This is a genomic window from Spirillospora sp. NBC_01491 (assembly GCF_036227065.1).
GTDB lineage: Bacteria > Actinomycetota > Actinomycetes > Streptosporangiales > Streptosporangiaceae > Spirillospora > Spirillospora xylanilytica.
Genome location: NZ_CP109432.1, coordinates 2,235,082 through 2,259,669 on the forward strand (window position 1 = coordinate 2,235,082; position 24,588 = coordinate 2,259,669).

A 24,588-nucleotide genomic window follows, 5' to 3' on the forward strand; every position below is an offset into this window, starting at 1 on the left:
CAGACCCCTATTCGGGGCAATCTTTACCTTTTGCCACCCGGTCCGATCGGGACGCCCCCGGCGATGTTCCCGACGGCCCCCCGGACGCCGTCGCCCGCCTCTCGGGCGCCTCCGCCCCCTCCGGCACGTCAGGCGCCCTCGACACCCCTGGCGGAGCGGGCGGGGGCGGGCCCTCCCGGGCATTGCGGGCGTCTTCGCGGGCCTCCCGGGCGTCGCGGACGGCGCGGGCCCGCGCGGTGTTGGCGCCCGGCCACATCCGATCGATCTCGGCGTTCAGCGCCGCGCCGATCAGCACCGCCAGCGCCGCGACGTACAGCCAGGCCAGGATCGCGATCGAGGCCGACAGCGACCCGTACACCGACACGCCGCTGAGCGAGCCGGTCAGGTAGAGCCGGAGCGCGATGCTGCCGACGATCCAGATGAGCAGCGCGACGACGGCGCCGGGAACCGTGCGCCACCAGGCCGTCCGCACGGGAACGCTCATGTGGTAGAGCGTCGCGAGGAAGACCACCGACAGCGTCACCACGACCGGCCAGTAGAAGAGCTGGACGAACCCGGCGCTCTCGGGCAGCGCCTGCCGCACCAGCGCGGGCCCGGCCACCAGCAGCGGGATGACGACCAGCATCACCAGCAGGCCGACGAGGTAGAGGAAGAACGCGCGCAGCCGGGTGCGGATCACGCCGCGGATGCCCGACAGCCCGTAGGAGATGGTGATGGTGTCGACGTAGACGTTGGTCGCCCGCGACCCGGCCCACAGCGAGATCAGGAAGCTGAGCGACACGATGTCCGGGCTGCCGCCCTTGATCACGTCGTCGATCAGCGGGATCACCACCGAGTCGACCGCGGGGCCGGTCAGCACGGTCTGCGCCTGCTCGATCACCCAGGTGCGGACCTCGGCGACGGTGTCGGCGCCGAGCGCGCCGCGGAAGTGGCCCATCGTGCCGATCAGCCCGATGACCAGCGGCGGCAGCGACAGCAGGGCGAAGAACGCGGCCTCGGCGGCCAGCCCGGTGACCCGGTGGCGGAACGCCGCGACGACGGTCCCGCGGATCAGCGCCCAGCCGACCCTGCGGGCCTTGCGGGCGCGCGGGTGCCCCCCGGCGTCCGGTCTCTTCGCGTCCGCGCCCTCGGCCGGAGCGCCCGTGACGCCGGCGGCATCGGAGACGGTGGTCACACCGCCCCACCGTAGGGCGTCGGGCGCCCGTACCACGCCCCATCGCCCATCCCGGTGATCCGCGTCGCCCGCGGCGGGCGGCTCACCGCCGTCCTCCGGCCCGCGTCCAGCGGATGCCGATCGCCCCCCGACCCGGTCATGACTCGCCCCATTGTGCCGACATACCCGCTTTGACGGTTCACAACGGCCACCCGCCCATGATCATCAGTGATTCGGAGTCCGGACCCGGCCCGGACGCATGCTTCGGCGCTCATCGGTGACAATGGAAGCATGATCTGCGGGTCGTGCCGGGAGCGCCACCACGGCGAGTGCCGTGGCGGATCGTGGTGCGACTGCCAGCACCAGGCCGCCCCGCGGGGCCCCGATCCGGGCGGCGGGCCCGGCGGCGAGGCCCCGGGCGGTCCCCAGGCGGCGCCGCGACCTGCGGAGCCGCGGGTGAACTGGAAGCGGCAGGGATGACTCTTCTCACCCGTCCGCATGCCGGACGGAACTGGACAGTCGATGAGATCGCGTGTCAGAGTTCACGTATGACCGCTGTGGACCCGCTGCTGGTGATGCGCCGGCACGTTGACTTCCTCCGCGTCCGCAGCGCGATCTGTCTGTGACGCCCCGACCACGCCCCTCCGCTTAACGCGGGCGCGTGGCGCATCGGCGTCACCTTTGACACCCTCCTGCTCAGTGCCGAGCCGGCTGTTCGAGACTGCCGGTGCGTTACGCGTCCCCGCCATCCAGATCCGGTTAGGACGCGCACCGTGCCACCTGCGACCAAGAGCAAGCGGGGCGAGGGCCAGTGGGCCCTCGGCTACCGCGAACCGCTCAACAAGAACGAAGAGAACAAGAAGAACGATGACGGCCTGAACGTCCGCCAGCGCATCATCGACGTCTACTCCAAGACCGGCTTCGACTCGATCGACCCCGCCGACCTGCGCGGCCGGTTCCGCTGGTTCGGGCTCTACACCCAGCGCAAGCCCGGCATCGACGGCGGCAAGACGGGGTCGCTGCCGGACGAGGAGCTCGACGACCGCTACTTCATGCTGCGGGTGCGGATCGACGGCGGCCAGCTCGACGGGCCGCAGCTGCGCGCGATCTCCGATATCGCCGTCCGGTACGCGCGCGGCACCGCCGACATCACCGACCGGCAGAACATCCAGCTGCACTGGATCCGGATCGAGGACGTCCCGGCGATCTGGGCGAGGCTGGAGTCGGTCGGGCTGTCCACCATGGAGGCGTGCGGCGACACCCCGCGGGTGATCATCGGCTGTCCGCTGGCCGGGATCGCGCAGGACGAGGTGATCGACGCGACCCCGCAGATCCGCGAGACCCACGACCGCTACATCGGGACGCCCGAGTTCTCCAACCTGCCGCGCAAGTTCAAGACGGCGATGTCGGGCTGCACCGCGCACTGCACCGTCCACGAGATCAACGACGTGGCCTTCGTCGGCGTGCTGGACGAGAACGGCCAGGCGGGCTACCAGGCGTTCGTCGGCGGCGGGCTGTCCACCAACCCGATGTTCGCCAAGAGCCTCGGCGTGTTCATCCGGCCCGAGCAGGCCCACGAGGTCTGGAAGGGCGTCATCTCGATCTTCCGGGACTACGGCTACCGGCGGCTGCGGCACCGGGCCCGGATCAAGTTCCTGATGAACGACTGGGGCCCGGAGAAGTTCCGCGAGGTGCTGGAGCGCGACTACCTCGGGTACGCGCTGCCCGACGGTCCCGAGCCCGCCGCCCCGCTCCCCCGCCGCGACCACGTGGGGATCCACCCGCAGAACGACGGCCTGTTCTACGTCGGCTTCGCGCCGCGCGTCGGCCGCGTGAACGGCGAACTGCTCGGCGTGATCGGCGATCTGGCCCAGCGCTACGGGTCGGGCCGGGTCCGCACCACCGCCGAGCAGAAGATGGTCGTCCTCGACGTGCCCGCCGAGCACACCGAGGCGCTCGCGGACGCGCTGGCCGAGCACGACCTCCAGGTCCGCCCGTCCACCTTCCGCCGCCAGACCATGGCGTGCACCGGCATCGAGTACTGCAAGCTGGCGATCGTCGAGACCAAGCAGCGCGCGATGGACCTGATGGACGAGCTGGAGAAGCGGCTGCCCGACTTCGACCAGCCGCTGACCGTCAACGTCAACGGCTGCCCGAACGCGTGCGCGCGCATCCAGGTCGCCGACATCGGGCTCAAGGGCCAGCTCGTGGTGGACGAGAACGGCGACCAGGTGGAGGGCTTCCAGATCCACCTCGGCGGCCGGCTCGGCACCACGTTCGGCAAGAAGGTCCGCGGGCTCAAGACCACCTCGGCGGGCCTGACCGACTACGTCGAGCGGGTCGTGCGCAACTTCGACGCCCAGCGCGCCGAGGGCGAGACCTTCGCCGAGTGGGCGCAGCGCGCCGACGACGCCGATCTGAAGTAGGGCAGCCGGATGAGCGAACGTGCCGCGCCGTTCTACTGCCCCTACTGCGGTGAGGAGCACCTCGAGCCGCGCGAGGAGGCGGGGGCGTGGTTCTGCCATGACTGCGTCCGTTCCTTCTCGCTGAAGTTCCTCGGTGTTGGAGCGCCCCGGACGCACAAGGAGGATCCCCGATGACCCTGCTGGAGACCGACCGGCCCACCCTCGACCTCGAGGACATCGTCGAATCGGCCGCGCACGCGCTGGAGGGGGCCTCCACGCTGGAGGTCATCCGCTGGGCGTCGGCCACGTTCGGCGACCGGCTCTGCCTGACGTCCTCGATGTCGGACGCCGCGCTGATCCACCTGGTGTCCAAGGTGAAGCCCGGCATCGACGTGCTGTTCGTCGACACCGGCTACCACTTCGCCGAGACCATCGGGACGCGGGACGCGGTGGAGGCCGTCTACCCGGTCAACGTGATCAACGTGACGCCGACCCGCACCGTGGCCGAGCAGGAGGCCGCGCTCGGCCCGCGGCTGAACGGCCGCAACCCGGACCTGTGCTGCCATCTACGCAAGGTGGAGCCGCTCGGCCGGGCGCTGGAGGGGTACATGGCGTGGTTCAGCGGGATCCGCCGCGACGAGACGGCCAGCCGGCGCGACCGCCGGGTGGTCGAGTGGGACGCCCGGCGCGGGATGGTCAAGGTCAACCCGATCCTGGACTGGTCCCAGGACGACATGGACAACTACATGGCCGACAACGGGGTGCTGGTCAACCCGCTGCACTACGACGGCTACCCGTCGATCGGGTGCGAGCCGTGCACGCAGCCGGTCGCGGCCGGCGCGGACCCGCGCAGCGGGCGCTGGGCGGGGTCGGGCAAGACCGAGTGCGGCATCCACCTGTGATCACGCCGCTGGTCGGGGTGGCGCACGGGAGCAGGGACCCGCGCGCCGCCGCGACCGTCACCGAGCTGCTCGCCGCGGTGCGGGCGCGGCGGCCGGACGTGCCGGTGCTGGCCTCGTTCCTCGACCACGCGGCGCCCGCGCCGGACCGGGTGCTGGACGGCCTCGCGCGCGGCGGGGCGGAGCGGGCGGTGGTGCTGCCGCTGCTGCTCACCGCCGCCTACCACAGCAAGACCGACATCCCGGGCGTGCTGGCGCGGGTCGGCCGCCGGCATCCCGGGCTCGGCCTGACGACGGCCGCCACGCTGGGTCCGCACCCGCTCCTGCTGGCCGCCCTCGAACGGCGGCTGGCGGAGGCGGGCGTCGCGGCGGGCGACCCCCGCACCGCGGTGGTGCTGGTCGCGGCCGGGTCCAGCGATCCGGCGGCCAACGCGACCATCGGGGGGCTGGCCCGGCGGTGGCGGTCCCGGGGCTGGTGGGGGGTGGTGCCGGCGTTCGCGTCCGCGACCCGCCCCACCCCGGCGGAGGCCGTCGCGGCACTGCGCGACGCGGGGGCGCCGCGCGTGGTGGTGGCGTCCTACTTCCTCGCGCCGGGCCATTTCGCCGACAAGGTGCGCGGGGAGGCGCTCGCGGCGGGCGCCGGCGCGGTGTCGCCCGTGCTCGGGGCGGCGCCGGAGCTGGCCGACCTGGTCCTGCACCGCTACGACGAGGCGCGGGCACCGGGCCGCGCCCCGACCTGCACGCCGGCCGGGGCACTCGCCGCGCGCTGAGCGTCACGGCGCCCTGCGCCGGCGGGACGCGCCGGCGGGGGCGGGGCGGTGATGTCGGTCACCTGCGGGCGGACGCCGGGGCGCCGCGATCAGCGGCTCGCGGTCCGCGCCCGGCCGCCGGGTCCGGGCGGACTATTGACGCAATGTCCAAAATCCGCATACCTTCCGGTACCCGGAGCGGCGACCTGGGCGACCGGTCGCCCCGTCCGCCGAACGCGTCCTCGAAAGGAACCCCCCACCATGGCCCTTCTCCGCACCGCCGGACTCGTCCTGGCCGCGACCGGCGCCGCGCACTTCGCCGCGCCGAAGGCGTTCGAGCCGGTCTCCCGGCTGCCGTTCCCGAACGACACCCGGGCGTGGATCAAACGCAACGGCGCCGCCGAGCTGGCCCTCGGCCTGGCCCTGACCGCCGACCGCACCCGCAAGGCCGGGCTGGCCGGCGTCGCGGCCTACACGCTGTGGCTCGGCGCCCGCACCGCCTACAACCGCTGAAACGGCCCGCGCGGGGCGCGTCCGGCGGACGGTCCCGCGCGCGGCGGCTCAGGCGTCGCGGTCCCTGCGGCCCTCCCACCAGGAGGACAGCGCGTTGCGCAGCGGGGCGTGGTGCTCGTCGTCGACGATCCGCACGTCGCCCATCACCGCGTGCGCGGCGACCCGGACCACCGGGATCCGCGACCCCGCCGGGGCCTCGCGCACCGAGACCCGGCGGTCGCCCATGAGCGTGTAGCCGGTCAGCTCCACGCTGACCCCGTCCGGGACGATGATCTTGATGTCGCCCATCACCGCGGTGGCGGACACCACCACCTCGCCGGTCGGGACCTGCGCGCCGCGCAGGTCCAGCTCGACGTCGCCCATCACCGACAGGGCCTCGAGCCGCTCGTCGATGCGGCCGACGATGCGCTCCTTGCAGTCGCCCATGATCGCGGTGAACCGGCGCTGCACCTGCGGCGGGGCCGGTTCGGCGCCCGGAGCGCCCATGCCGGGAAGGTCGGCGATGATGTGGTCGAGATCGCCGCGGGTCACCGCCCGGTAGGCCGACCCGGTCCGCTCGGTCAGCTCCTCGAAGGTCAGCCGCCCTTCCACCGAGGCGACCCGCAGCCGCTCGACCACGGCCTCGCGCTCGGCGTCGGAGGCGCGGACCGAGCCGCCGGGCACGGGGTCGGAGGCGCCGCCCGAGGACGGGACGGGGCCGGCCTTCGGCCGCTCCACCGGGACCGGGTCGACCGGGTCGACCGGGACGGGCTCGGCCGGGGCCGGCGGCGGACGGTCCGGCCGGAGGTCCTGCTGCCGGTCCGGATGGGGGTCCTGGGGGCGGACCGGTGAAGGCCGCCGTCCCGGCTGCGGGGTGGGCTGACTCATGGTTCCGAAAGTATGCCCCCACGGCCCCCGGGCAATCCGCCGCCAGAACGAGATCACCCCACATCTTCAGGAGGATGCCCGGCGAAATGCCTGGTATGCGAGCCCTTGCGGCATACCCGAACGAGGTTCTGTAGTCTGCTCGGCAGGACCGCGAAGCCAGAGGGAGCAGTGCCGTGCAGACCCATGAGGTGTTCAACCAGGTCCCCCCGCTCGCCGGATACGACACCGCCGACGAGGCCGTCCTGCTGGACGCGCTCGACCGCGAGGGCGCCGGATGGGCGGCGGACGAGGTGCACGAGCTCGGGCTGCTGGCGGGCGGCGAGGAGGCCCAGGAGCACGGCCGGCTCGCCAACGAGAACCCGCCGGCGCTGCGCACCCACGACCGCTACGGGCACCGGATCGACGAGGTCGAGTTCCACCCGTCCTGGCACGAGCTGATGCGGGTCGCCGTCACGCACGGCCTGCACGGCGCCCCGTGGGCCGACGCCCGCGAGGGCGCGCACGTCGCGCGGGCCGCCAAGTTCTACGCCTGGCGCGTCGACGCCGGGCACGGCTGCCCCATCTCGATGACCTACGCCGCCGTCCCCGCGCTGCGGCAGGCGCCGGACCTCGCCGCCCAGTACGAGCCGCTCCTCGCCCGTCCCGAGTACGACTACGGACTGCGCGCGCCGCTCACCAAGACCGCGCTGCTGGCCGGCATGTCGATGACCGAGAAGCAGGGCGGCTCGGACGTCCGCGCCAACACCACCGAGGCGACCCCCGCGCCGGACGGCACGTACCGCCTGGTCGGGCACAAGTGGTTCACCAGCGCGCCGATGTGCGACCTCTTCCTCACCCTCGCGCAGGCCCCCGGCGGGCTGACCTGCTTCCTGGTGCCGCGCGTCCGGCCGGACGGCACGCTCAACCCGCTGCGGCTGATACGCCTCAAGGACAAGCTCGGCAACCGGTCCAACGCCTCGTCCGAGATCGAGTACGAGCACGCGGTGGCGTGGCGCGTCGGCGATGAGGGACGCGGCGTCCGCACCATCATCGAGATGGTCAACATGACCCGGCTCGACTGCCTGATCGGCGCCGCGTCCGGGATGCGGCAGGGCGTCGTCACCGCCGCGCACCACGCCGCGCACCGCACCGCGTTCGGGGGCCGGCTGGCCGACCAGCCGCTGATGCGCAACGTCCTGGCCGATCTGGCGATCGAGTCCGAGGCCGCCACCGCCCTGATGATGCGGCTGGCCGGCGCCACCGACCGCTCGGTCCGGGGCGACGCGGCCGAGACCGCGTTCAAGCGGCTCGGCCTCGCGGCGGGCAAGTACTGGGTGTGCAAGCGGTGGCCGGCGCACACCGCCGAGGCCCTGGAATGCCTGGGCGGCAACGGCTACGTCGAGGAGTCGGGGATGCCGCGGCTGTTCCGCGAGTCCCCGCTCAACTCCATCTGGGAAGGCTCCGGCAACGTCGCCGCGCTCGATCTGCTGCGTGCGGCACTGCGCGAGCCGCAGACGCTGGAGGCGTTCTTCGACGAGGTCGACCTGTCCCAAGGGGCCGACCCGCGCCTGGACGCCGCCGTCAAGGAAGCCAAGGACAGTCTCGTCGACGCCGCGACGATCGAGTTCCGCGCCCGCCGCGTCGCCGAGCGCCTGGCCCTCACCCTCCAGGCATCCTTGCTGGTCAGGCACGGTCATCCGGCGGTCGCCGACGCCTTCTGCGCCACCCGTCTCGGTGGCGACTGGGGAGCCGCCTTCGGCACTCTGCCGCCGGGACTGGACCTCGCTCCGATCATCGACCGCGCCACACCGAAAGTCGGCTGAGTCTGCGCTCGAGACCAGCGTTCGACTTCTGCCGAGACGCCGCATCGGCCTGACCGCGACCGGTCCGAGCAAGATCGTTCGTCAAACCCGCCCTGTTCGGGATGGTGGTCGGTTCAACCGGTGACAGCGACGCTCACCGCAAGACCCGCGATGAGCAGGCTGGAGCTTATGGCGGTGATGAAACGGCCGTGGTGGCCGGTGAGGAATCGGCCCAGCACGGCACCCCCGCCGGCCAGCACGAGCTGCCAGCTGGCGGAAGCCAGCACAATGGCGGCGACATAGGCGCAGGCCTGCCAGGGCGTCTGACTCTCCTGACCCTGCCGCCCCAAAACCAACGCAACAAAATATATGGCCGGCCAGGGGTTGAGTGCGGTGAGTCCAAAAAAGATGAGAAAGGCACGGAACGGGCTCATGTCGGAGTCGTTGCTTTGCGTTTCCTCGCCTACGTCAGCCCGTGTCCTCGTCGCCTGGAGCGCGATACGAACGGCCATACCGATGAGGATCACCGCGGCCGCCCACCGCAGGGGGGTGGAGACCGGAGCGAGAGCGGATGCGGCGGCGCTGCCGCCGACCACCGCCACAACTGCGTACAAGGCATCGGCAGTGGCGGCGCCGATCGCCGCGGCTGCTCCGTTCCGGAACGAGGTCCTGGCGGTCATATTGATCATCAGGACGGCGACCGCACCGACCGGCACTGCCAGGCCGTAGCCGGCCCACAGTCCGGAGAGAATCGAGTCGATCATGCGACTGCGGAGGTCTCGACCGGGCTCTGGCAGTTGCACCGTGCAGGCTCCCACCCGACATTCCTGAAATGGGATGCGGCGGGGCGATCAGAGGCACGGTACGGAAGTTGTTCGTTCGTCACGCGGCCAGTCTCCGCGACAAATTCATTCGGGTCTATTGAAGAGAATTGAACAGTATCGTTCGGAGATCCCGCATGATTGACAACAGCTCGTCCGTCCCGGCCTCTCCCCCGGCCGGCCGGCGTCGGGCTCGCACAGCGCGACCCGGTTGGAGTCGGGGGCGTAGGGCCCGGTCGGCACGGTAACCAAGCGCAGCTTCCCGGCGGTGAGGCCCTGCATCCCCTGGGCGATCCGCACCATGTTGCCGATGTCGAGGTCCTAGTCGGTGGTCAGTGACTTGGTGCCGGCCTCGGCCAGGGCGAGGAGGCGCTTGGTGTTGGTGAGGGTTCCGGCGCTGAGCACCTTGGCGGCCGGCCGTTACGCCACTCGCGGCGGATCCTGAGTTCATCGCGCCCCTTCAACCGGGGTGTCGCGACGTCCCCAAGAATCCGAGGTGTCCCGGCGACGCCGGGCGGCAGGCCGGCCATGGGCTCGACACCTGTTCGCCCTGGTCGGCCCCATGCACTTCTCGTGTGCACAGGCATGTACAGCTCGTGTACATGAGGCGCCACCTGCGTCTTTACCAGTTCCCGCAGGTCAGATCATATGCACATGTCAAGTACATGGGAATGACCTGGGGAAACGTCCGCTACGACCTCCACTGCCACCTCCTAATGATCTTCGGATAGGAGTTTTCGCAGGTCGTCACCCGTGTCCTCGATATGACACAGGGCCGACCTGTGATCAATTACAAACTTGAATGCTCACGCCCGTAAGGCTCAGAGTCAAGATTGACATCACGATGCTCATGCATAACACTCCCCTTGACGGCACGCCAACAAGCGAGCGACGGAGGGTGACCCGCGGCATCACGACGTTGACATATGACGTTCACACTCGCGAGATCGACCACGCCATGTTCGTTCTTGCAAAATGAACTCTTGGATGGCTTTGATGGGCACAGTCAATGATCTAATCGATGTGCGAGTAGATGAAGCGGCGAGCGAGATTCGAGACCTGACAGCGGGCCTTTCAAAAGCCCCGCGCCGGATCCCGACCGTCTATGGGTATGACGAACGCGGATCGGAGCTGTATGCACAGATCTGCGATTTGGAAACCTATTACCCATACCGCGCCGAATGGGCGCTGCTGACACGCAATGTCGATGCGATCTGCGATCGTGCAAACGTCAAAGAAATAGTCGAACTGGGGTCCGGTACGGCGACGAAATCCGAACTGCTGTTGAAGCGGGCGTCCGCCATATCCCAAGTACCGCTGAGGTATGTACCGATCGACGTATCGGAAGAAATGCTGAGAAAGACCTCTGCTCGGCTTGCCGATTCCATTGATGGCCTCGAGATCCGGCCCATCGCCGGTGACTACCACAGCGGCCTGAGCGTCGTCGGGCAGCAGCCGAAGGCATCGCGATTGTTCTTGTTCATGGGCAGCTCGCTGGGGAACATGAGCGAGCAGAAACGACGCGAGTTGCTCGAAGACATCAAATCAGCGGGCCGGCCCGGCGATCTCATGGTGGTCGGTGTCGATTTCGATAAATCCCGATCGACACTGGAGACTGCGTACAACGATCCACCTGAATGCGATCTGTGGCACAATTTCTTGACCAATAGACTGACCTGTCTGAATCGTGCATTCGATGGTGACTTCAATCCGTCTGTATTTAATAGCAGATTGACGTACAACACAGATGCCCGTCGCATGGAAGCGCAGATCTGGCCAAGGCTGGACATCAAATTCCACCTCGCCGATTTGAATTTGAGAGGGGTCATCAAGGCAGGTGAGCGGGTGATTGTCGATACGTCTCACAAGTTCAAACACGACGAGCTCAATGAACTATTGGATACGACCGGAATGCGCATCATGGATGCGCACGAAGAACCGACGGTGAAATACTCGCTGCTACTGGTGGAAATGATGTGATATTTGCTTGGGCATGTGGACGGGCACGCGTTGGTCCAAACGGTCTGCCGAGCACCGAAGTGACCGATGGTGTTGACTGAGAGATCGTGAGGAGCTTCTCGATGATCATCGGCACGCCGGCGAGCCGGCTCCCCGAACCCAGCGGCAGAATGGCGCGGCGCCGGGCCGGTGGGCGGATGGCCGTGGTGCCCCCTGATCGCACCGTGCTCCTGCTGCTCGCGCTCTATGCGTGCTGGGGCTCGGCGATTCCGGCGATGAAGCTGATGGTCGACACTGTGCCCCCGCTCGGCGGAGCGGCGGCGATCTTCTTGCTCGCCGGGGTCGTGTTCACCGGTGCCGCGCGTGGGCGTCCCAGGCCGACGCGTGTGCAACAGCGGCAACTGGCGATCGCCGGTGTACTGCTGCTGGTAGGCGGGCAGGGGCTCGCCACGGTGGCGCTGACCGCGGTGACCGCCAGCCTCGGGGCGATCCTCGCTGCGGCGATCCCGCTGTGGGTGGTACTCCTGGGCAGGTTGATCGGAACCCGTGTGTCGGTCGCGTCGCAGGTGCGCCTCGTGGCGGGGTTCGGCGGCATCGTGATCGTTGTACTGACGGCACCGGGCACCGCGATCGGCGGGGCACCGTGGGCGGTCGCGGCATTCTGCGTCGCGCCGATCCTGTGGGCCGCGGGGAGCCTGCTGACGGCGAACGCCGACCGGCCGGTCGATCGAGTGGTCGCCAGCGCGGTTCAGTTGCTCGCCGGTGGGACGGTGCTGCTGCTGGTCGCACTGTCGCTCGGTGAGCTCGATCCGACTCGGTGGTCGGACGTCAGTTGGACCTCGGCCGGGGCGGCGGTGTTTCTGCTCGTCTTCGACTCGCTCGTCGGCTTCCTGCTCTACACGCACCTCTTGGAGAGCGCGCCGGCGCCGCTGGTCAGTACCTACGCCTACGTCACACCGCTTGTCGGCGCCGTGATCGGCGCGACCGTGCTCGAGGAGTCGCTCTGGGCCGGCGCGTTCGTCGGAGGGGCCTTGGTGCTCGGCGCGGTCGCACTCGAGCTGCGCGGGCGATGAGGCCGGGACCGTCGCGGTGGGATCGCCCTGCTTCGCGGTAGAGAGCCGTTGCTGGCCAACGATTTCATATCTCGACTGACACATTTGGCCGATTTTCGTTATCCACCTATTTCGAACACCGATACGTACGACCGTCGCCATCGTCGCGTCTGATCGAAATCGGGAGAGTTCACATGGTCTCCACTGGGGGTATTTCAACCGAACAGTCCAATCTGAACACAGCCACAATGATACTGACCGCGCGCCGCGTCGCCGGCGACAACGAGACGGAGCTCTCCAACCTCGAAGCCCTGGAGCAACTTGTTCGCTCGCTCGACGGAGAAGCGCGGCTGACATCGGCGGGGCGCGTCCGGGCACAGCGGTCGCTGGTCCGATCGCTTGTCGAGCAACTGGAGACGAGCCATCGGATCGCCGAGCGCCCCGAGACGACGAACCGGCCGTTGCGGCCGATCATCATCACCGGGATGCTGCGTACCGGAACGACGTTCCTGCAACACTTACTCGCTCAGCATCCCCAACTCCGGGCGCCGGCGCTGTGGGAGATGATGGCCCCCGCTCGCCGCGATCCATCCGACGAACTGATCAGCCAGTGCGCGGCCTACATCGCGGAGTACGACCGGATCGCCCCGAAATTCAAGCACATTCACCCGCTGCGCGTGGATTTCCCCGAGGAATGCCATCGGCTGACCGGAAATACGTTCTGCGATCCGATTTTCGCGCTGCGGTACCACGTGCCCGGCTATACGAAATGGCTGGACCGGCAGTCCATGGCGCCGATTTACCGGTATCACCGCACGCAATTACAGGTTCTGCTGGACCGGATCCCCGGTGACCATGTTCTGCTCAAGGGGCCGTCGCACCTGTGGTACCTGGACGATCTGGCCGCGGTGTACCCGGACGCGCTGGTCGTCCGCATGCACCGCTCCCCCGCGGTCGCGGTGCCGAGCGTCTGCAGTCTGACCTCCGTCGTGCGCAGAGCCGGCGCGGACCCCGTGGACGACCACGAGATCGGCCGCTACTGGCTGGAACGGGTCACGCCGATGCTGGAGGGCCTGCGCCGGGGAGCGGGCCCGTTCGACCGGCCACCGCTGGACATCCGGTATGCCGATCTGGTCGCCGATCCCATGGCGGTGGTGGCGGAAATCTGTGCCACCGCCGGACTTTCGCTCACCGGTGCGGCGCGGCGGCGCATGAACGGCTACCTTTCCGCCGGCCGCTCCCAAGGACGGCACGCCTATCGCGCGGAGCAGTTCGGGCTCCGATCCGGCCAACTGGCCGACCGTTTCTCCGATTACCTCGACGAGTTCGCCATTCCCCATGAAGCCTGAGGCCAAGGGAGCGAAAGATGCCGCAGAGTACTCACCTGGAACGTGCCCGAGCGCTGGTGCGCGACGTGAACGAGGACACGGGCTCCGACCCGGTCCGGATCGGCATCATCACGCCGCTGAGTGAACCGGGCGACAGCACGGCGGGCGAGCTGGTGGTCCGAGGCGCCTGCCTGGGGGCGGAATATGTGCGCGAGCACGGCGGTGCCCGCGACAACCGGGCGATCGAGCTGGTGCTCTACGACGATCAGGCGACGGCGGCGGAGGAGGGCATGTACCGCTCCGCCGCGGGGCAGATGGCCAAGCTCGCTCTCGTCGACGACGTGGTCGCGGTGATGGGGCAGTGGCATCTGCGGACGACCCCGTGGGTGGTCGACGTGGCGACGAAGTACAACGTCCCGATCTTCGTCGAGAACGGCTACAGCGAGATCACCGCGCAGAAGCGGCGTAACGTCTTCCGCTCGTACTTCAGCGTGGCGGACCGCGTGCCGCTGATGCTGGACTTCGCGGCCGAGCTGGGCATCCGCACGGTGGGAATGGTGTGCGCCGACACCGCGTTCGGCCTCCACACCGCGGACATCCTGGAACAGTACGGCCGTGCGCGGCACGGGATGGAGTTCCTGCGCCTCGACTACGAACAGGACGGTGCACCGGACTTCGGCGACCTGCTGGGAACGATCCGGGACTACCGGCCGGATCTGCTCATCAACGGCGGAGTGGTGCGGACCAACTACCAGATCATGCACGCCGCGGCGGACGCCGGCCTGCTTCCGGACACTCCGTTAATGGTCCCCTTCAGCTATCCGTTGCGGTCCAACGATTTCTGGCGGCTCGCCGGAACCGCGGGTGTCGGCGCGATGTGGCCCGCCATGCAGTATCGGCCGTCGTGGCCGGGGATGACCGAGATCGGACGCTGGTTCACCGATCGCTATCGCCAGCGGTACGGGGACTTCCCGCCGGACACGGCGTTGACTCATTTCACCGACGTCACCATCGTCGCCGCCGCCAGCCGAGCGGCGCGGTCCACCGACCGGGACGACATGATCGACGCGATGGAGGCGATGGAGTTCCCGACCTGGCGAGGCCCCATCCGGTACGAGCGCGGGCCGGCCCATTGGCACCATGCATCGCCCGATCTGGTGCTACTGCAGTATCAGAAGCAGGGGCAGGGATTCGACGAATCGGCGATCGTCTACCCGCCGGACAAGGCCACGGCGCAGTACGTTCCCGCGCGCTCGGCACGCGAACTCTGATGCCCGCGCCGGACCGGACGGTCGCGGGCACCATGGTGCAGAGCCTGCGGGCGCACCAGGTGGACCGGATCTTCTGCGTGGCCGGGGAGAGCTACCTGCCGCTGCTCGACGCGCTGTACGACTGCGAGATCGACGTGCTGGGATGCCGGCACGAGGGATCCGCCGGGTTCGCCGCGCTCGCCGATGCCAAGCTGACCGGCCGGGCGGGCGTGTGCCTGGTCAGCCGAGCCCCCGGCGCGGCCAACGCGGCGATCGCGGTGCACGCCGCAGCGGAGGACGCCACCCCGCTGGTGGTGCTGGTGGGTGATGTGCCCACCAGGGATCTGGGGCGCGAGTCGTTCCAGTCCGGCAGGCCACTGGACGACCTGGCCAAGGCGGTGTTGACGCTGTACGACCCCGCGGCCACCGGTGAGACCGTCCGGCGGGCGTTCCGGGTGGCCGAGTCGGCGACACCGGGGCCGGTGGTGGTGCACGTACCGGAGGACGTGTTCGACCGCGCCGGGGCCGACCGGCCGGCCGGCCGGGTCGCACTGGGACACACGGTCCCCGACGACCGGGACTTCGCCACGGTCCACGACCTGCTCACCGCGGCCCGCCGGCCGTTGCTGCTGGCCGGCTCGATGCTCGACACCGCGAGCGGCCGGACCCTGCTGCGGCAGATCGCGGAACGGCACGGCCTCCCGGTCGTCACCAGCAACAAGAACCAGCACCTGCTGGACAACCGCCACCGGTGCTACGCGGGCCACCTGCACAACTCCACGCAGCCGGAGCAGCTTGCCGAGTTCGACCGCGCCGACCTCGTCCTCGCGGTGGGCACCCGGCTGGGGCAGACCACGACGAGGCGGCTGCGCTTCCCGCGCGGGCCGGAACCGGACCAGGCGCTGGTGCACGTCTACCCGGATCCGGCCCGGATCGGCCGGTACCACCGGGTCACCGCCGGGTTCGCGATGGACCCGGTGGACTTTCTCGCCCGGCTGGCGGGCGCCGGCCCCCCGCACCGGCTGCCGGACGGCCGCGACCGGTGGCGCGATGAGCTGCACGCCATCGAGGAGGACAACGCCCGATGGGTCCCACCGGACTCCGACGCGGTGACGGTCGGCGAGATCGCCTCGGCGCTGGACGAGCTGACCGAGGGCGCCGTGACGGTGATCGTCGACTCCGGCACCTTCACCAGCTGGACCTACCGCTTCCTCCGGTTCGCCGAGAACGGCAGGCTGGTGGGGATCGACTCCAGCGCGATGGGGTTCGCCCCCGGCGCGGCGCTGGCCGTCGCCGCGCGCACCCGCGCGGTGCCCACCGTGGCGATCGTCGGCGACGGCGGTTTCGTCATGAACGGCGGCGAGCTCGCGACCGTGTGCGAGCGCCGCCTCCCGGTGGTGTTCGTCGTGTCCGACAACGCCTCGCTCGGCACCATCCGGCTGCACCAGCAGCAGCGCTACCCGGACCGCGGTATCGGCACCGACCTGGCGAACCCCGACTTCCCTCGACTGGCCGAGGCATACGGCGCACTCGGGCTCTCCGCGACCACGGCCACCGAGGTGCGCACCGGCCTGGCCAAGGCACTCGACCATCCGGGCCCGTCGCTCCTCGCGGTGCGCACCAGCCGCAGCCACCTGACCCCGTACCGACACCTGTGACCGTCGCCGGTGCCGGGAACCCGATCGTCCTGACCGGCGGAGAAAGGGCAGCGATGCGATTCCACGACTCCATGCTCGACCTGGTCGGCCAGACGCCGCTGGTGCGGCTGGCCGCCGTCGCAGACCGCTCCGGCCCGCTGGTGCTGGCCAAGCTGGAGCAGTTCAATCCCGGTGGTTCCGCCAAGGACCGGATCGCGGTCGGCATGGTCACGGCGGCCGAGCGCGACGGCAGCCTGCGCCCCGGTGGCACCATCGTCGAGCCGACGTCGGGCAACACCGGGATCGGACTGGCCCTTGTCGGCGCCCAACGCGGCTACCGGTGCGTGTTCACCTGTCCGGACAAGGTCTCGCCCAGCAAGATCGCCGCGCTGCGGGCCTACGGCGCCGAGGTGGTGGTCTGCCCGGCCGCCGTCCCGATGACCCATCCCCGCTTCTACCGCAACGTCGCCACCCGGATGGCCGCCGAGATCCCCGGAGCCCACTGCATCGACCAGTACAACAACCCGGCCAACCCGGCGGCGCACTACGCCGTCACCGGGCCGGAGATCTGGGAGCAGACCCAGGGACGGCTGACGCACTTCGTCGCCGGGCTGGGGACCGGCGGCACGGTCTCCGGCGTCGGCCGGTACCTGCACGAGGTGTCGGCGGGCGCGGTGCAGGTGATCGGGGTCGACCCGCAGGGATCGGCGTACAGCGGCGAGGAGGTGCGGCCGTACTACGTGGAGGGCGTCGGGCAGCCGGGCATTCCCGCCGCGTTCGATCCGGCCGTTCCGGACGGGATACTGACCGTCGGCGACGCCGAGTCCATCCGGGTGACCCGCCGCCTCGCCCGGGAGGAGGGCATCCTCACCGGCGGCTCCGGCGGAATGGCCGTCGCCGCGGCACTGCGGGTGGCCGAGCGCGCCGGGCCGGACGCGGTCATCGTCGTGCTGATCCCCGATTCCGGCCGGGGCTACCTCACCACGATCTTCGACGACGACTGGCTGGCCGGGCACGGTTTCACCGAGCCGGCCGATGGTGTGCCGGTAGCGGTCGCCGCCCGCCACGGCCTTCCGGTGCTGGCGCCGCAGGAGCGGCTCGCGACCGCGCTGCGGCGCATGCGGGACACGCGGACCGGCCACATGGCGGTCAGCGCGGCCACACCGCCGATCCGGCTGCCGGAGATCGTGGGATTCGCCGCCGAACACGACATCGCCGTACGGGTCGCGACCGGTCAGGCGCGGCTGGACGCACCGGTCGCCGAGCACCTGACCGCCCCGCTTCCCACGGTCGGCTGGGGCCAACGACTCGGCACCGCGGCGGCCCGCATCGCCGAGCACGGCGCGTGCGTGGTGCTGCGCGACGGGCTGCCCGTGGCGATTGTGACCGCCACGGACATGGCCGCCGCGCTCGAATCCGAGCACGAGACGACAGAGAGTTCGCTGTGATGACAGACCTGATCGAGTATGGCGACCCGGTCGACGGCACCCGGGGCTGGCTGGTCTACCGCGGCGCCCGGCATCGGCTCGCCGCGGGCGGATGCCGGGTGCAGTCCGGCCTGGACGCGGCCACCTTGGGCACGCTCGCCGACCGGATGGCGCTCAAGCAGCGGGTGCTCGGCATCAACGTGGCCGGAGCCAAGTGCGGACTGGACCTCGATCCCGGGGCGCCGGGCAAGAGCGCGGTGCTGGGTCGTTTCCTGGCGTTCCTCCGCGACGATCTGGCCACCCGCTACAGCATGGGGCCGGACATGGGCACCGGCTGGCTGGAGCTCAACCGGCACGCCGAGGCGATCGGGCTGCCGTCGATCAAGTACGCGATCAAGACCGCCCAGCGGCTCAGCGACGACGAGTTCGACCGGCGGATGGCCGTGCTCGAGGCGCCCGTCCGCGGGGTCCCGGTCTCGGCCCGCCGCGCGGGGCACGCGCTGGCCCACGCCGGGATCGCCGCCGCCCGGTGCGGCGGCACGCTCACCGTCGCGCTCCAGGGATTCGGCAACCTCGGCCGAGGAGCCGCGGGCACGTTTCACGAAGACGGGGCCCGGGTGGTGGCGGTCGGCGACGAACACGGCACCGTGGCCGACCCGGCCGGCGTGGACGTCCCGGCCATGCTCGGCTGCCCGCCGGGAACCCCGGTCCCGGCGATGCCGTCGGGCGGCCGTGCGGCCCGGTTGTTCACCGTGCCGGCCGATGTGCTGGTCCTCGCCGGCCCCGCCGACGCGATGACCACCGCGCAGGCGGCACAGGTCCCGGTCTCGACGGTCGTGGTGGGAGCGAACTGCGGCCTCGCCGAGAGCACCGAACAGGCCTTGGCGGCGCGGAACGTGCTGGTCGTCCCCGATTTCATCGGCGGAATCGGGGGATCCGCGTCGATGGAGGTGCTGTTCGGTCCGCGCGACTGTCCTGGCCCGCAGCAGGTGCTCGACGCGCTCGCCACCCTGATGAACGACCTCGTCGCCGACATCGTCGCGCAGGCGCGCCGCAGCGGTGTCAGTCCGCGCGCCGCCGCCTTGCGACTGGCCGCCGACAGCACCACCGACCCGGAATCCCCGCCGTACGGCAACTGCCCCTATCTCCCGTCGTTCCCGTCCACCGTCCGCTGACCCGGAGGTCTCCCATGCCGGAACACTGCCGCCACGAACGCGGCCACATCACCGACTCGCGGTTCTACGGCGATCGCTACGCCACCGCCGCGAGCAGACACATCTTCTGCGACATCTGCCGCAAACAGCGCTGGCTGGACATCGAGGCGGCGCTGGCCCTGACCCAGGGTGAGCTGGGCGTGATCCCGGCCGAGGTCGCCGAGCAGATCGCCGCAGTGGCCGACCTCGACCACGTCGACCTCGACCAGGTGCAGGCGGAGACCGAGCGCTCGGGGCACTCGCTGATCGGGCTGCTTCGCGCGCTGGAAACGGCGTGCGGACCGACCGCCGGACAGTTCATCCACTTCGGCGCGACCACCCAGGACATCCAGGACACCGGTCAGTCCCTGGAGGCCAGGGACGTGCTCGACACGCTCTCGCCGGCGCTGGACGACATCATCCGCAGCCTGACCGAAACCGCGGGCCGGCACTCCAGGACGATCGGGCTGGGCCGCACCCACGCGCAGCCGGCGCTGCCGATGGCGTTCGGCCTCAAGGTGGCCAGCTGGCTCGACGAGTTGCTCCGGCACCGGGAACGGGTGACCCGTCTGCGCGCCCATACCCCGACCGCCCAACTGTTCGGCGGGGCCGGGACGATGGCCAGCTTCGACGGTCGAGGCCGGGCCACCCTGGAACGGTTCGCCGAGCGGCTGGGGCTGGTCGTCCCCGACCTCGGATGGCACGTCGCTCGGGACCGGGTCACCGAGTTCGTCAGCACGTTAGCGATGGTCACCGGCACGTTGGCCCGGATGGCCGACGAGATCCGCACGCTGTCCCGGCCCGAGTTCGGCGAGGTCGAGGAGGCGTGGCGGACCGGCAAGGTCGGCAGCAGCACGATGCCGCACAAGCGCAATCCCGAGCGCTGCGAACAGATCGTGGCGCTGTCCCGGCTGGCCGCCGCGCAGGCCGGGCTGGCGCTGACCGCGATGGTCGGCGACCACGAGCGCGACGCGCGGTCGCTGCGCCTGGAGTGGGCCTGCGTGCCGGACGTGTCACATTACTGTCTGGCCGCCGCCGAGATCGCGACCGAGGTCGTCACCGGGCTGATCGTGCACCCCGACCGGCTGGCCGTCAACGTGGAGACGGTCACCGGCCAGGTGATGTCCGAGCGGGTCATGTTCGCCCTCGGCGAGCACATCGGAAAGCAGCAGGCCCACGAGTACGTCTACCAGCTCATGCAGGAGGCGCACAGCCGCGACCTCCCGGTCCGCAAGCTGGCCGCCTCGGATCCGATGATCACCGACCGGTTCACCGACGCCGAACAGGAGCGCCTGTTCGAGCCGGCCAGCTACCTCGGCGAATCACCGGAGCTGACGATGCGGGTCGTGGAACGCGCCCGTGCCACCGTCTCGTGACGGGCGCCGAATCGGCGGGCGGGGCGCCGGGCGTGGCCGTGGTGTCCGGCGCGGCGACCGGGATCGGACGGGCCATCACCGCCCGGCTCGCCGCGAGCCGGGCCGGCGAGGTGATCGCGGTGGGGCGCAGGTCCGACCGGCTCGCCGGCCTCGCCGACCGGCTGGGTCCGCGCGTCGTCGTGGTCGCGGCCGACCTGAGCGAGCCGGACGGGGCGCGGCGCGTGCTGGCCGCGGTGGCCGGACGGCCGGTGGACATCCTGGTGAACAACGCCGGAGGCAACGCCGATCCCCACCGGGTGCAGGAACTGGACGCGCTGGCCGAGGCCTGGCGGGCCAACCTGCACGCCAACGTGCTCCCTGCCGTCCTGCTCACCCATGCCCTGCTTCCCCTGCTGGCCCGGCCCGGTGGCCGGATCGTCACGGTCGGGTCGGTGGCGGCGGTACGTGGTCCGGCCACCTACGGCGGGGCCAAGGCCGCGCTGCACCCGTGGTCGGCGGAGCTCGCCGCCCAGTTGGCCGGCGACCAGATCACCGTCAACGTCGTGGCCCCGGGATATGTCACCGACACCGAGTTCTACGGCGACCGGATGTCCTCGGACCTGCACGCGGACAGGTCGAGACGGTCGCCGATGAACCGGGGGGCCACCCCTGAGGAGGTCGCCGCCACGGTCTGCCATCTCGCCGGCCCGGAGGCCGGATTCATCACCGGTCAGGTCGTTCACATCAACGGGGGGGCACTGCTGGCGGGACGCTGACGGCGGATCGCACACACCGGAGGAACCGTTCGATAGCCGCTCCTGCATCTCACCGCCCGCGCGTTCTGGCCCGCACCGATTCCGCTGCCACACATCGGCACCGGGCGCAGTTCGGCCCGGTCTCCCACCACGCGGGCCGCCGCCCGGCGCGGGACGGCGCCGCGGCGGGGCCCGCCGGGCGAGACTCTCGCGGACCCGCCGGGATCGTAAGCTGGGCGCCATGCCCGACGGCCGCCCCCTGTGCCACTGCGTCATCTGCCATGACCACGGTGACCGCGATCGGCTCGACAACTTCCAGCTCCGCACGATCGTGCACATCACCCAGTACGGGTGGAGCGTCGTGCTCGTCCACCCCGACGGAGAAGGCCCCGGCTGGGCGTACACCATCGGCCTGTGGCACAGCCACCGCTCGTCCGAGCTGGCGATGTTCGGCAGCGACGTCTACGAGATGGAGGAGATCCTCAACGCCCTCGGCCGGCAGACCGCCGAGGGCGCTCCCCCGGAGGACGGCGAGCGCCGCGAGGAGGCCGCGCGCGGCGGCGCGGCGGCGTTCCGCCCCGTCGACCCCCGCTGGTACGAGGCGCTGTTCGGCGGCGCCGTGGCGTTCTACCGCCGCCCCCCGCTGCCGTTCCTCCAGGTCGTCTGGCCCAACCCCGACGGGCTGTTCCCATGGCAGCCGGGCACCGACCTCCCGTTCCGCCACTCGCAGCCGTGGCTGTGGCTCGACCCGCGCCAGCATCCCCAGGGCGCGTGGACCCGGCACCTCGGAGGCACCCCGTAAGGTCTGCGGGATGTTCGGACCGATCGCCGAGACCCTCCAGACGCCGCGCCTCCGGCTGGAACCGCTGGCCGTCCACCATGCCGCCGAGATGGCCGAGGTGCTGGACGACCCGCGCCTGCACGCCTTCATCGGCGGCGAGCCGCTGTCGCCCGCCGACCTGCGCGCCCGGTACGAGCGGCTGGTGGCGGGCCCCGAGCCGTTCCACCAGGAGGTCTGGCTGAACTGGATCGTCCGCCGCCGCCGCGACCGCCGGGCCGTCGGCACCGTCCAGGCCACCGTCGCCCCCGGCCCGTCCGGCCCGGTGGCCTCGGTCGCCTGGGTCGTCGGGATGCCCTACCAGGGCTTCGGGTTCGCCACCGAGGCGGGCCGCGCCCTGCTCGCCTGGCTCGCCGCCCAGGGCGTCACCGCGTTCACCGCCGACATCCACCCCGGCAACCTCGCCTCGGCCGCCGTGGCCCGCCGCCTCGGCCTGCGCCCCACCGCCGACCTCCGCCACGACGAGGTCGTCTGGAGGAAGGACGGGCAGGACGGGCAGGACGGGCGGGTGGCGGGTCTCAGGGGCGGCTGACCTCGATCGCGGTCAGGAACACCAGGACCACGGTGGCGACCGCGACCAGGCCGTGGACGGCGACGGCCGCGGCCGGGAAGGCTTGCTCGGCCCCGCGCGCGTGGCGTCCGCCGCGTCCGACCAGCCAGCGGGTGAACAGCAGGAACCCCTGGAAGACGACCACGAGCAGCGCCGCGAACGCGGTCCAGGCGAACCCCGCCCGGCCGGTGGCCAGGTAGGCGATCCAGACGGCCAGTCCCACCACGGCGGCGAGCGGATGCCCGACCACCAGCAGCAGCGGGAACCTGGTGACCTTGGTCGACGGCCCCCCGTTCAGCATCCAGATCATCAGCAGGTACACCCCCGCCATCGCGGCGAGTACCCATGCGACGAGTGCGGCGAACTCCACCCCGCTCCCTTCGGTGCGGTTCTTCCCCGGTTCTTTCCCGGTTCTTTCCCCGGGGGCCATTGTCACCCGGAACGGGCCGGCGCCATGCCGGATTCGTACAGAATGCGATACGGACAGTGATCCGCCTCCCCCGATCGGGCGGAACGGTGCACTAGCTTGTGCTGTCTATGCAGCCTGTGGATCTCATCCGGCGCCTCGCGCCGTCCGCGGACCCGGTGGACCTGGCCGAGGACTACGCCTACCCCGAGCAAGGGCGCTGGCTCCGCGCCAACATGGTGTCCAGCCTGGACGGCGCGGCCACCCGCGACGACCGCAGCGGCGGCCTCGGCGGCGCCGCCGACCGGCTGGTGTTCTCGACGCTGCGCGGGCTCGCCGACGCCATCGTGGTCGGTGCCGGGACGGTCCGCGCCGAGGAGTACGGCCCCGTCCGGCCCGGCGAGGGGTGGGACCGGCTCCGCGCGGGCCGGCCGGCCGTCCCGCCGCTGGCGATCGTGTCGCGCGGCCTCGCTCTCGACTTCGACGCGCCGGTGTTCACCGAGACCGGGGCCCGGACCATCGTGCTCACCACCGAGTCGGCCGCCCCGGCGCGGCTGCGCGCCGCGCGCGAGCGGGCCGACGTGATCGTCGCGGGCCGCGACCGGCTCGACTTCGGCGCCGCCGCCGACGCGCTGGCCGAGCGCGGCCACACCCGGCTGCTGTGCGAGGGAGGTCCGGGGGTGCTGGCCCAGGTGGCGGCGGCCGGGCTGCTCGACGAGCTGTGCCTGACGCTCAGCCCGCTGCTGGTGGCGGGCGCGGGGCCGCGCGTCCTGCACGGCCCGGCGATGGCCGTCGCGGCCGAGCTGCGCCTGGCCCACGTGCTGGAGAGCGAGAGCTTCCTGCTGCTGCGCTACGCGCGCGGCAGCAGGTAGCGGACGAACAGCACGCCCTCGTCCTCGTAGAGCGCGGCGAGCCGTACCGGGACCTCGGCGCCGAGCCCGCCGAGCGCGCGCGTGTGGCCGGGCCCGCCGCCGAGGAGGGCCGGCGCGACGTTGAGGCACAGCTCGTCGGCCAGTCCCGCGCCGATCAGCGCGGCGGCCAGCGTGGGCCCGCCCTCGCAGAGCAGGTGCCGGTGGCCGAGGTCCTCGCGCAGCGTCCGGACGGCGGCGCGCAGATCGACGTCGTCGTCCCCCGCGACGATCACCCGCGCGGGCGGGAGCGGCGGGGCCGCGGCGGACGCGAGCGCGGCCTTCGAGGTGACCACGAGGGTCGGCGTCTCGGCGGCGGTGAACAGCGGCAGCGTCCAGTCCAGGTCGAGCGACCGGCTCACCACGACGATCGGGGCGGGCGGGCCGCCGCGGCGCTCGCGCAGGTCGGGACGGAGCCGGGCCGGGCCGAGGCGGCCGGTGCGGGCGGTCGCGGCGCCGACCAGGATCGCGCCGGTCAGGGCGCGCAGCGTCCGGAACACGCGGAAGTCGGCGGCGCCGCCCAGGCCGTCCGTCCAGCCCTCGGCGTCGGTGACCGACCCGTCGGCGCTCATCACCATGCCGACGCGGAGTGCGGGGGCGTCGGCGTACGCGTCCCAGGGGTCGACGCCGGAGGCGGGTTCGGGCAGCAGGCGGCGCATGCCCGCAGGCTAGCGGAGGCGCCGGCCGGGGGGTTCGCCATGGTCCCCGTGCGCCGGGCGGTATCGGCGGGCCCGTCCCGACG

The 24,588-nt window shown here is 71.1% G+C and carries 23 protein-coding genes; 18 read left to right on the plus strand and 5 right to left on the minus strand.

Going from position 1 to position 24,588, the window contains the following annotated elements:
- Nucleotides 1-7: 7 nt before the first annotated feature.
- Nucleotides 8-1,174, minus strand: coding sequence for a YihY/virulence factor BrkB family protein (locus tag OHA34_RS10570; protein WP_285940931.1), 1,167 nt, complete (start codon nt 1,172-1,174; stop codon nt 8-10).
- A gap of 752 nt (nt 1,175-1,926) precedes the next feature.
- Between OHA34_RS10570 and OHA34_RS10575 the strand changes: the two genes are divergently transcribed.
- The 5 genes from OHA34_RS10575 (at nt 1,927) to OHA34_RS10595 (ending at nt 5,719) form a co-directional block, all read left to right on the plus strand.
- Entirely contained in the window at nt 1,927-3,579 is a 1,653-nt protein-coding gene (locus OHA34_RS10575; protein ID WP_285940932.1) for a nitrite/sulfite reductase, read from the plus strand.
- A 9-nt stretch (nt 3,580-3,588) separates the two neighbouring features.
- A complete protein-coding gene (locus OHA34_RS10580; RefSeq protein ID WP_285940933.1) occupies nt 3,589-3,753 on the plus strand; it encodes an Insertion element protein in 165 nt (54 codons plus the stop codon).
- Complete coding sequence (locus OHA34_RS10585) at nt 3,750-4,460, plus strand: phosphoadenylyl-sulfate reductase (protein WP_329521496.1); 711 nt, start codon at nt 3,750-3,752, stop codon at nt 4,458-4,460. Before OHA34_RS10580 ends, OHA34_RS10585 begins: the two co-directional genes overlap by 4 nt.
- Nucleotides 4,457-5,227, plus strand: a complete 771-nt coding sequence (locus tag OHA34_RS10590; protein ID WP_329521497.1) for a sirohydrochlorin chelatase — start codon at nt 4,457-4,459, stop codon at nt 5,225-5,227. Before OHA34_RS10585 ends, OHA34_RS10590 begins: the two co-directional genes overlap by 4 nt.
- A 240-nt stretch (nt 5,228-5,467) precedes the next feature.
- A complete protein-coding gene (locus OHA34_RS10595) occupies nt 5,468-5,719 on the plus strand; it encodes a hypothetical protein (RefSeq protein ID WP_285940936.1) in 252 nt (83 codons plus the stop codon).
- Nucleotides 5,720-5,767: 48 nt separating this feature from the next.
- On the opposite strand, the gene OHA34_RS10600 is transcribed toward OHA34_RS10595, so the two are convergent.
- On the minus strand, nt 5,768-6,586 hold the full coding sequence (locus OHA34_RS10600) for a DUF1707 SHOCT-like domain-containing protein (protein WP_329521498.1): 819 nt from the start codon (nt 6,584-6,586) through the stop codon (nt 5,768-5,770).
- Nucleotides 6,587-6,759: 173 nt separating this feature from the next.
- On the opposite strand from OHA34_RS10600, the gene OHA34_RS10605 reads away from it, so the two are divergent.
- On the plus strand, nt 6,760-8,388 hold the full coding sequence (locus OHA34_RS10605; RefSeq protein ID WP_285940938.1) for an acyl-CoA dehydrogenase family protein: 1,629 nt from the start codon (nt 6,760-6,762) through the stop codon (nt 8,386-8,388).
- A gap of 113 nt (nt 8,389-8,501) precedes the next feature.
- Here OHA34_RS10605 and OHA34_RS10610 read toward each other — a convergent pair whose 3' ends face one another.
- A complete protein-coding gene (locus OHA34_RS10610) occupies nt 8,502-9,131 on the minus strand; it encodes a LysE family transporter (protein WP_329521499.1) in 630 nt (209 codons plus the stop codon).
- A 1,044-nt stretch (nt 9,132-10,175) separates the two neighbouring features.
- Here OHA34_RS10610 and OHA34_RS10615 point away from each other — a divergent pair.
- From OHA34_RS10615 to OHA34_RS10665, 11 genes are all read left to right on the plus strand, one after another.
- The gene (locus OHA34_RS10615; RefSeq protein WP_329521500.1) at nt 10,176-11,168 is read left to right on the plus strand and encodes an L-histidine N(alpha)-methyltransferase; all 993 of its coding nucleotides are present in this window, start codon (nt 10,176-10,178) and stop codon (nt 11,166-11,168) included.
- 101 nt (nt 11,169-11,269) lie between these two features.
- Nucleotides 11,270-12,220, plus strand: a complete 951-nt coding sequence (locus OHA34_RS10620) for an EamA family transporter (RefSeq protein WP_329521501.1) — start codon at nt 11,270-11,272, stop codon at nt 12,218-12,220.
- A gap of 173 nt (nt 12,221-12,393) precedes the next feature.
- A complete protein-coding gene (locus OHA34_RS10625) occupies nt 12,394-13,548 on the plus strand; it encodes a sulfotransferase family protein (protein WP_329521502.1) in 1,155 nt (384 codons plus the stop codon).
- Between the two features lie 17 nt (nt 13,549-13,565).
- Complete coding sequence (locus tag OHA34_RS10630; RefSeq protein WP_285940943.1) at nt 13,566-14,798, plus strand: ABC transporter substrate-binding protein; 1,233 nt, start codon at nt 13,566-13,568, stop codon at nt 14,796-14,798.
- On the plus strand, nt 14,798-16,435 hold the full coding sequence (locus tag OHA34_RS10635; protein ID WP_285940944.1) for a thiamine pyrophosphate-dependent enzyme: 1,638 nt from the start codon (nt 14,798-14,800) through the stop codon (nt 16,433-16,435). Before OHA34_RS10630 ends, OHA34_RS10635 begins: the two co-directional genes overlap by 1 nt.
- Nucleotides 16,436-16,488: 53 nt before the next feature.
- Nucleotides 16,489-17,862 carry a pyridoxal-phosphate dependent enzyme gene (locus OHA34_RS10640; protein ID WP_329521503.1) on the plus strand — a complete coding sequence of 458 codons (1,374 nt, stop codon included), beginning with the start codon at nt 16,489-16,491 and terminating at the stop codon, nt 17,860-17,862.
- Nucleotides 17,862-19,016 carry a Glu/Leu/Phe/Val dehydrogenase dimerization domain-containing protein gene (locus OHA34_RS10645; RefSeq protein ID WP_329521504.1) on the plus strand — a complete coding sequence of 385 codons (1,155 nt, stop codon included), beginning with the start codon at nt 17,862-17,864 and terminating at the stop codon, nt 19,014-19,016. Before OHA34_RS10640 ends, OHA34_RS10645 begins: the two co-directional genes overlap by 1 nt.
- A 14-nt stretch (nt 19,017-19,030) precedes the next feature.
- Complete coding sequence (locus tag OHA34_RS10650) at nt 19,031-20,410, plus strand: class-II fumarase/aspartase family protein (RefSeq protein WP_329521505.1); 1,380 nt, start codon at nt 19,031-19,033, stop codon at nt 20,408-20,410.
- On the plus strand, nt 20,407-21,165 hold the full coding sequence (locus tag OHA34_RS10655; RefSeq protein WP_285940948.1) for an SDR family NAD(P)-dependent oxidoreductase: 759 nt from the start codon (nt 20,407-20,409) through the stop codon (nt 21,163-21,165). The genes OHA34_RS10650 and OHA34_RS10655 overlap by 4 nt, the downstream gene beginning before the upstream one ends.
- A gap of 220 nt (nt 21,166-21,385) precedes the next feature.
- Nucleotides 21,386-21,946: a DUF4262 domain-containing protein gene (locus tag OHA34_RS10660; protein ID WP_329521506.1), complete on the plus strand. Its 561-nt coding sequence runs from the start codon at nt 21,386-21,388 to the stop codon at nt 21,944-21,946.
- 10 nt (nt 21,947-21,956) lie between these two features.
- Nucleotides 21,957-22,514, plus strand: a complete 558-nt coding sequence (locus OHA34_RS10665) for a GNAT family N-acetyltransferase (protein WP_329521507.1) — start codon at nt 21,957-21,959, stop codon at nt 22,512-22,514.
- Here OHA34_RS10665 and OHA34_RS10670 read toward each other — a convergent pair.
- Nucleotides 22,501-22,902 (minus strand): hypothetical protein, encoded by a 402-nt coding sequence (locus tag OHA34_RS10670; RefSeq protein WP_285940951.1) that lies wholly within the window; start codon nt 22,900-22,902, stop codon nt 22,501-22,503. The two genes, OHA34_RS10665 and OHA34_RS10670, sit on opposite strands and share 14 nt — an antisense overlap.
- Nucleotides 22,903-23,069: 167 nt before the next feature.
- Between OHA34_RS10670 and OHA34_RS10675 the strand changes: the two genes are divergently transcribed.
- Nucleotides 23,070-23,810 (plus strand): pyrimidine reductase family protein, encoded by a 741-nt coding sequence (locus OHA34_RS10675; RefSeq protein ID WP_285940952.1) that lies wholly within the window; start codon nt 23,070-23,072, stop codon nt 23,808-23,810.
- Here the strand turns inward: OHA34_RS10675 and OHA34_RS10680 are convergent.
- Nucleotides 23,789-24,505: a dihydrofolate reductase family protein gene (locus OHA34_RS10680; protein ID WP_285940953.1), complete on the minus strand. Its 717-nt coding sequence runs from the start codon at nt 24,503-24,505 to the stop codon at nt 23,789-23,791. The two genes, OHA34_RS10675 and OHA34_RS10680, sit on opposite strands and share 22 nt — an antisense overlap.
- Nucleotides 24,506-24,588: the final 83 nt, after the last annotated feature.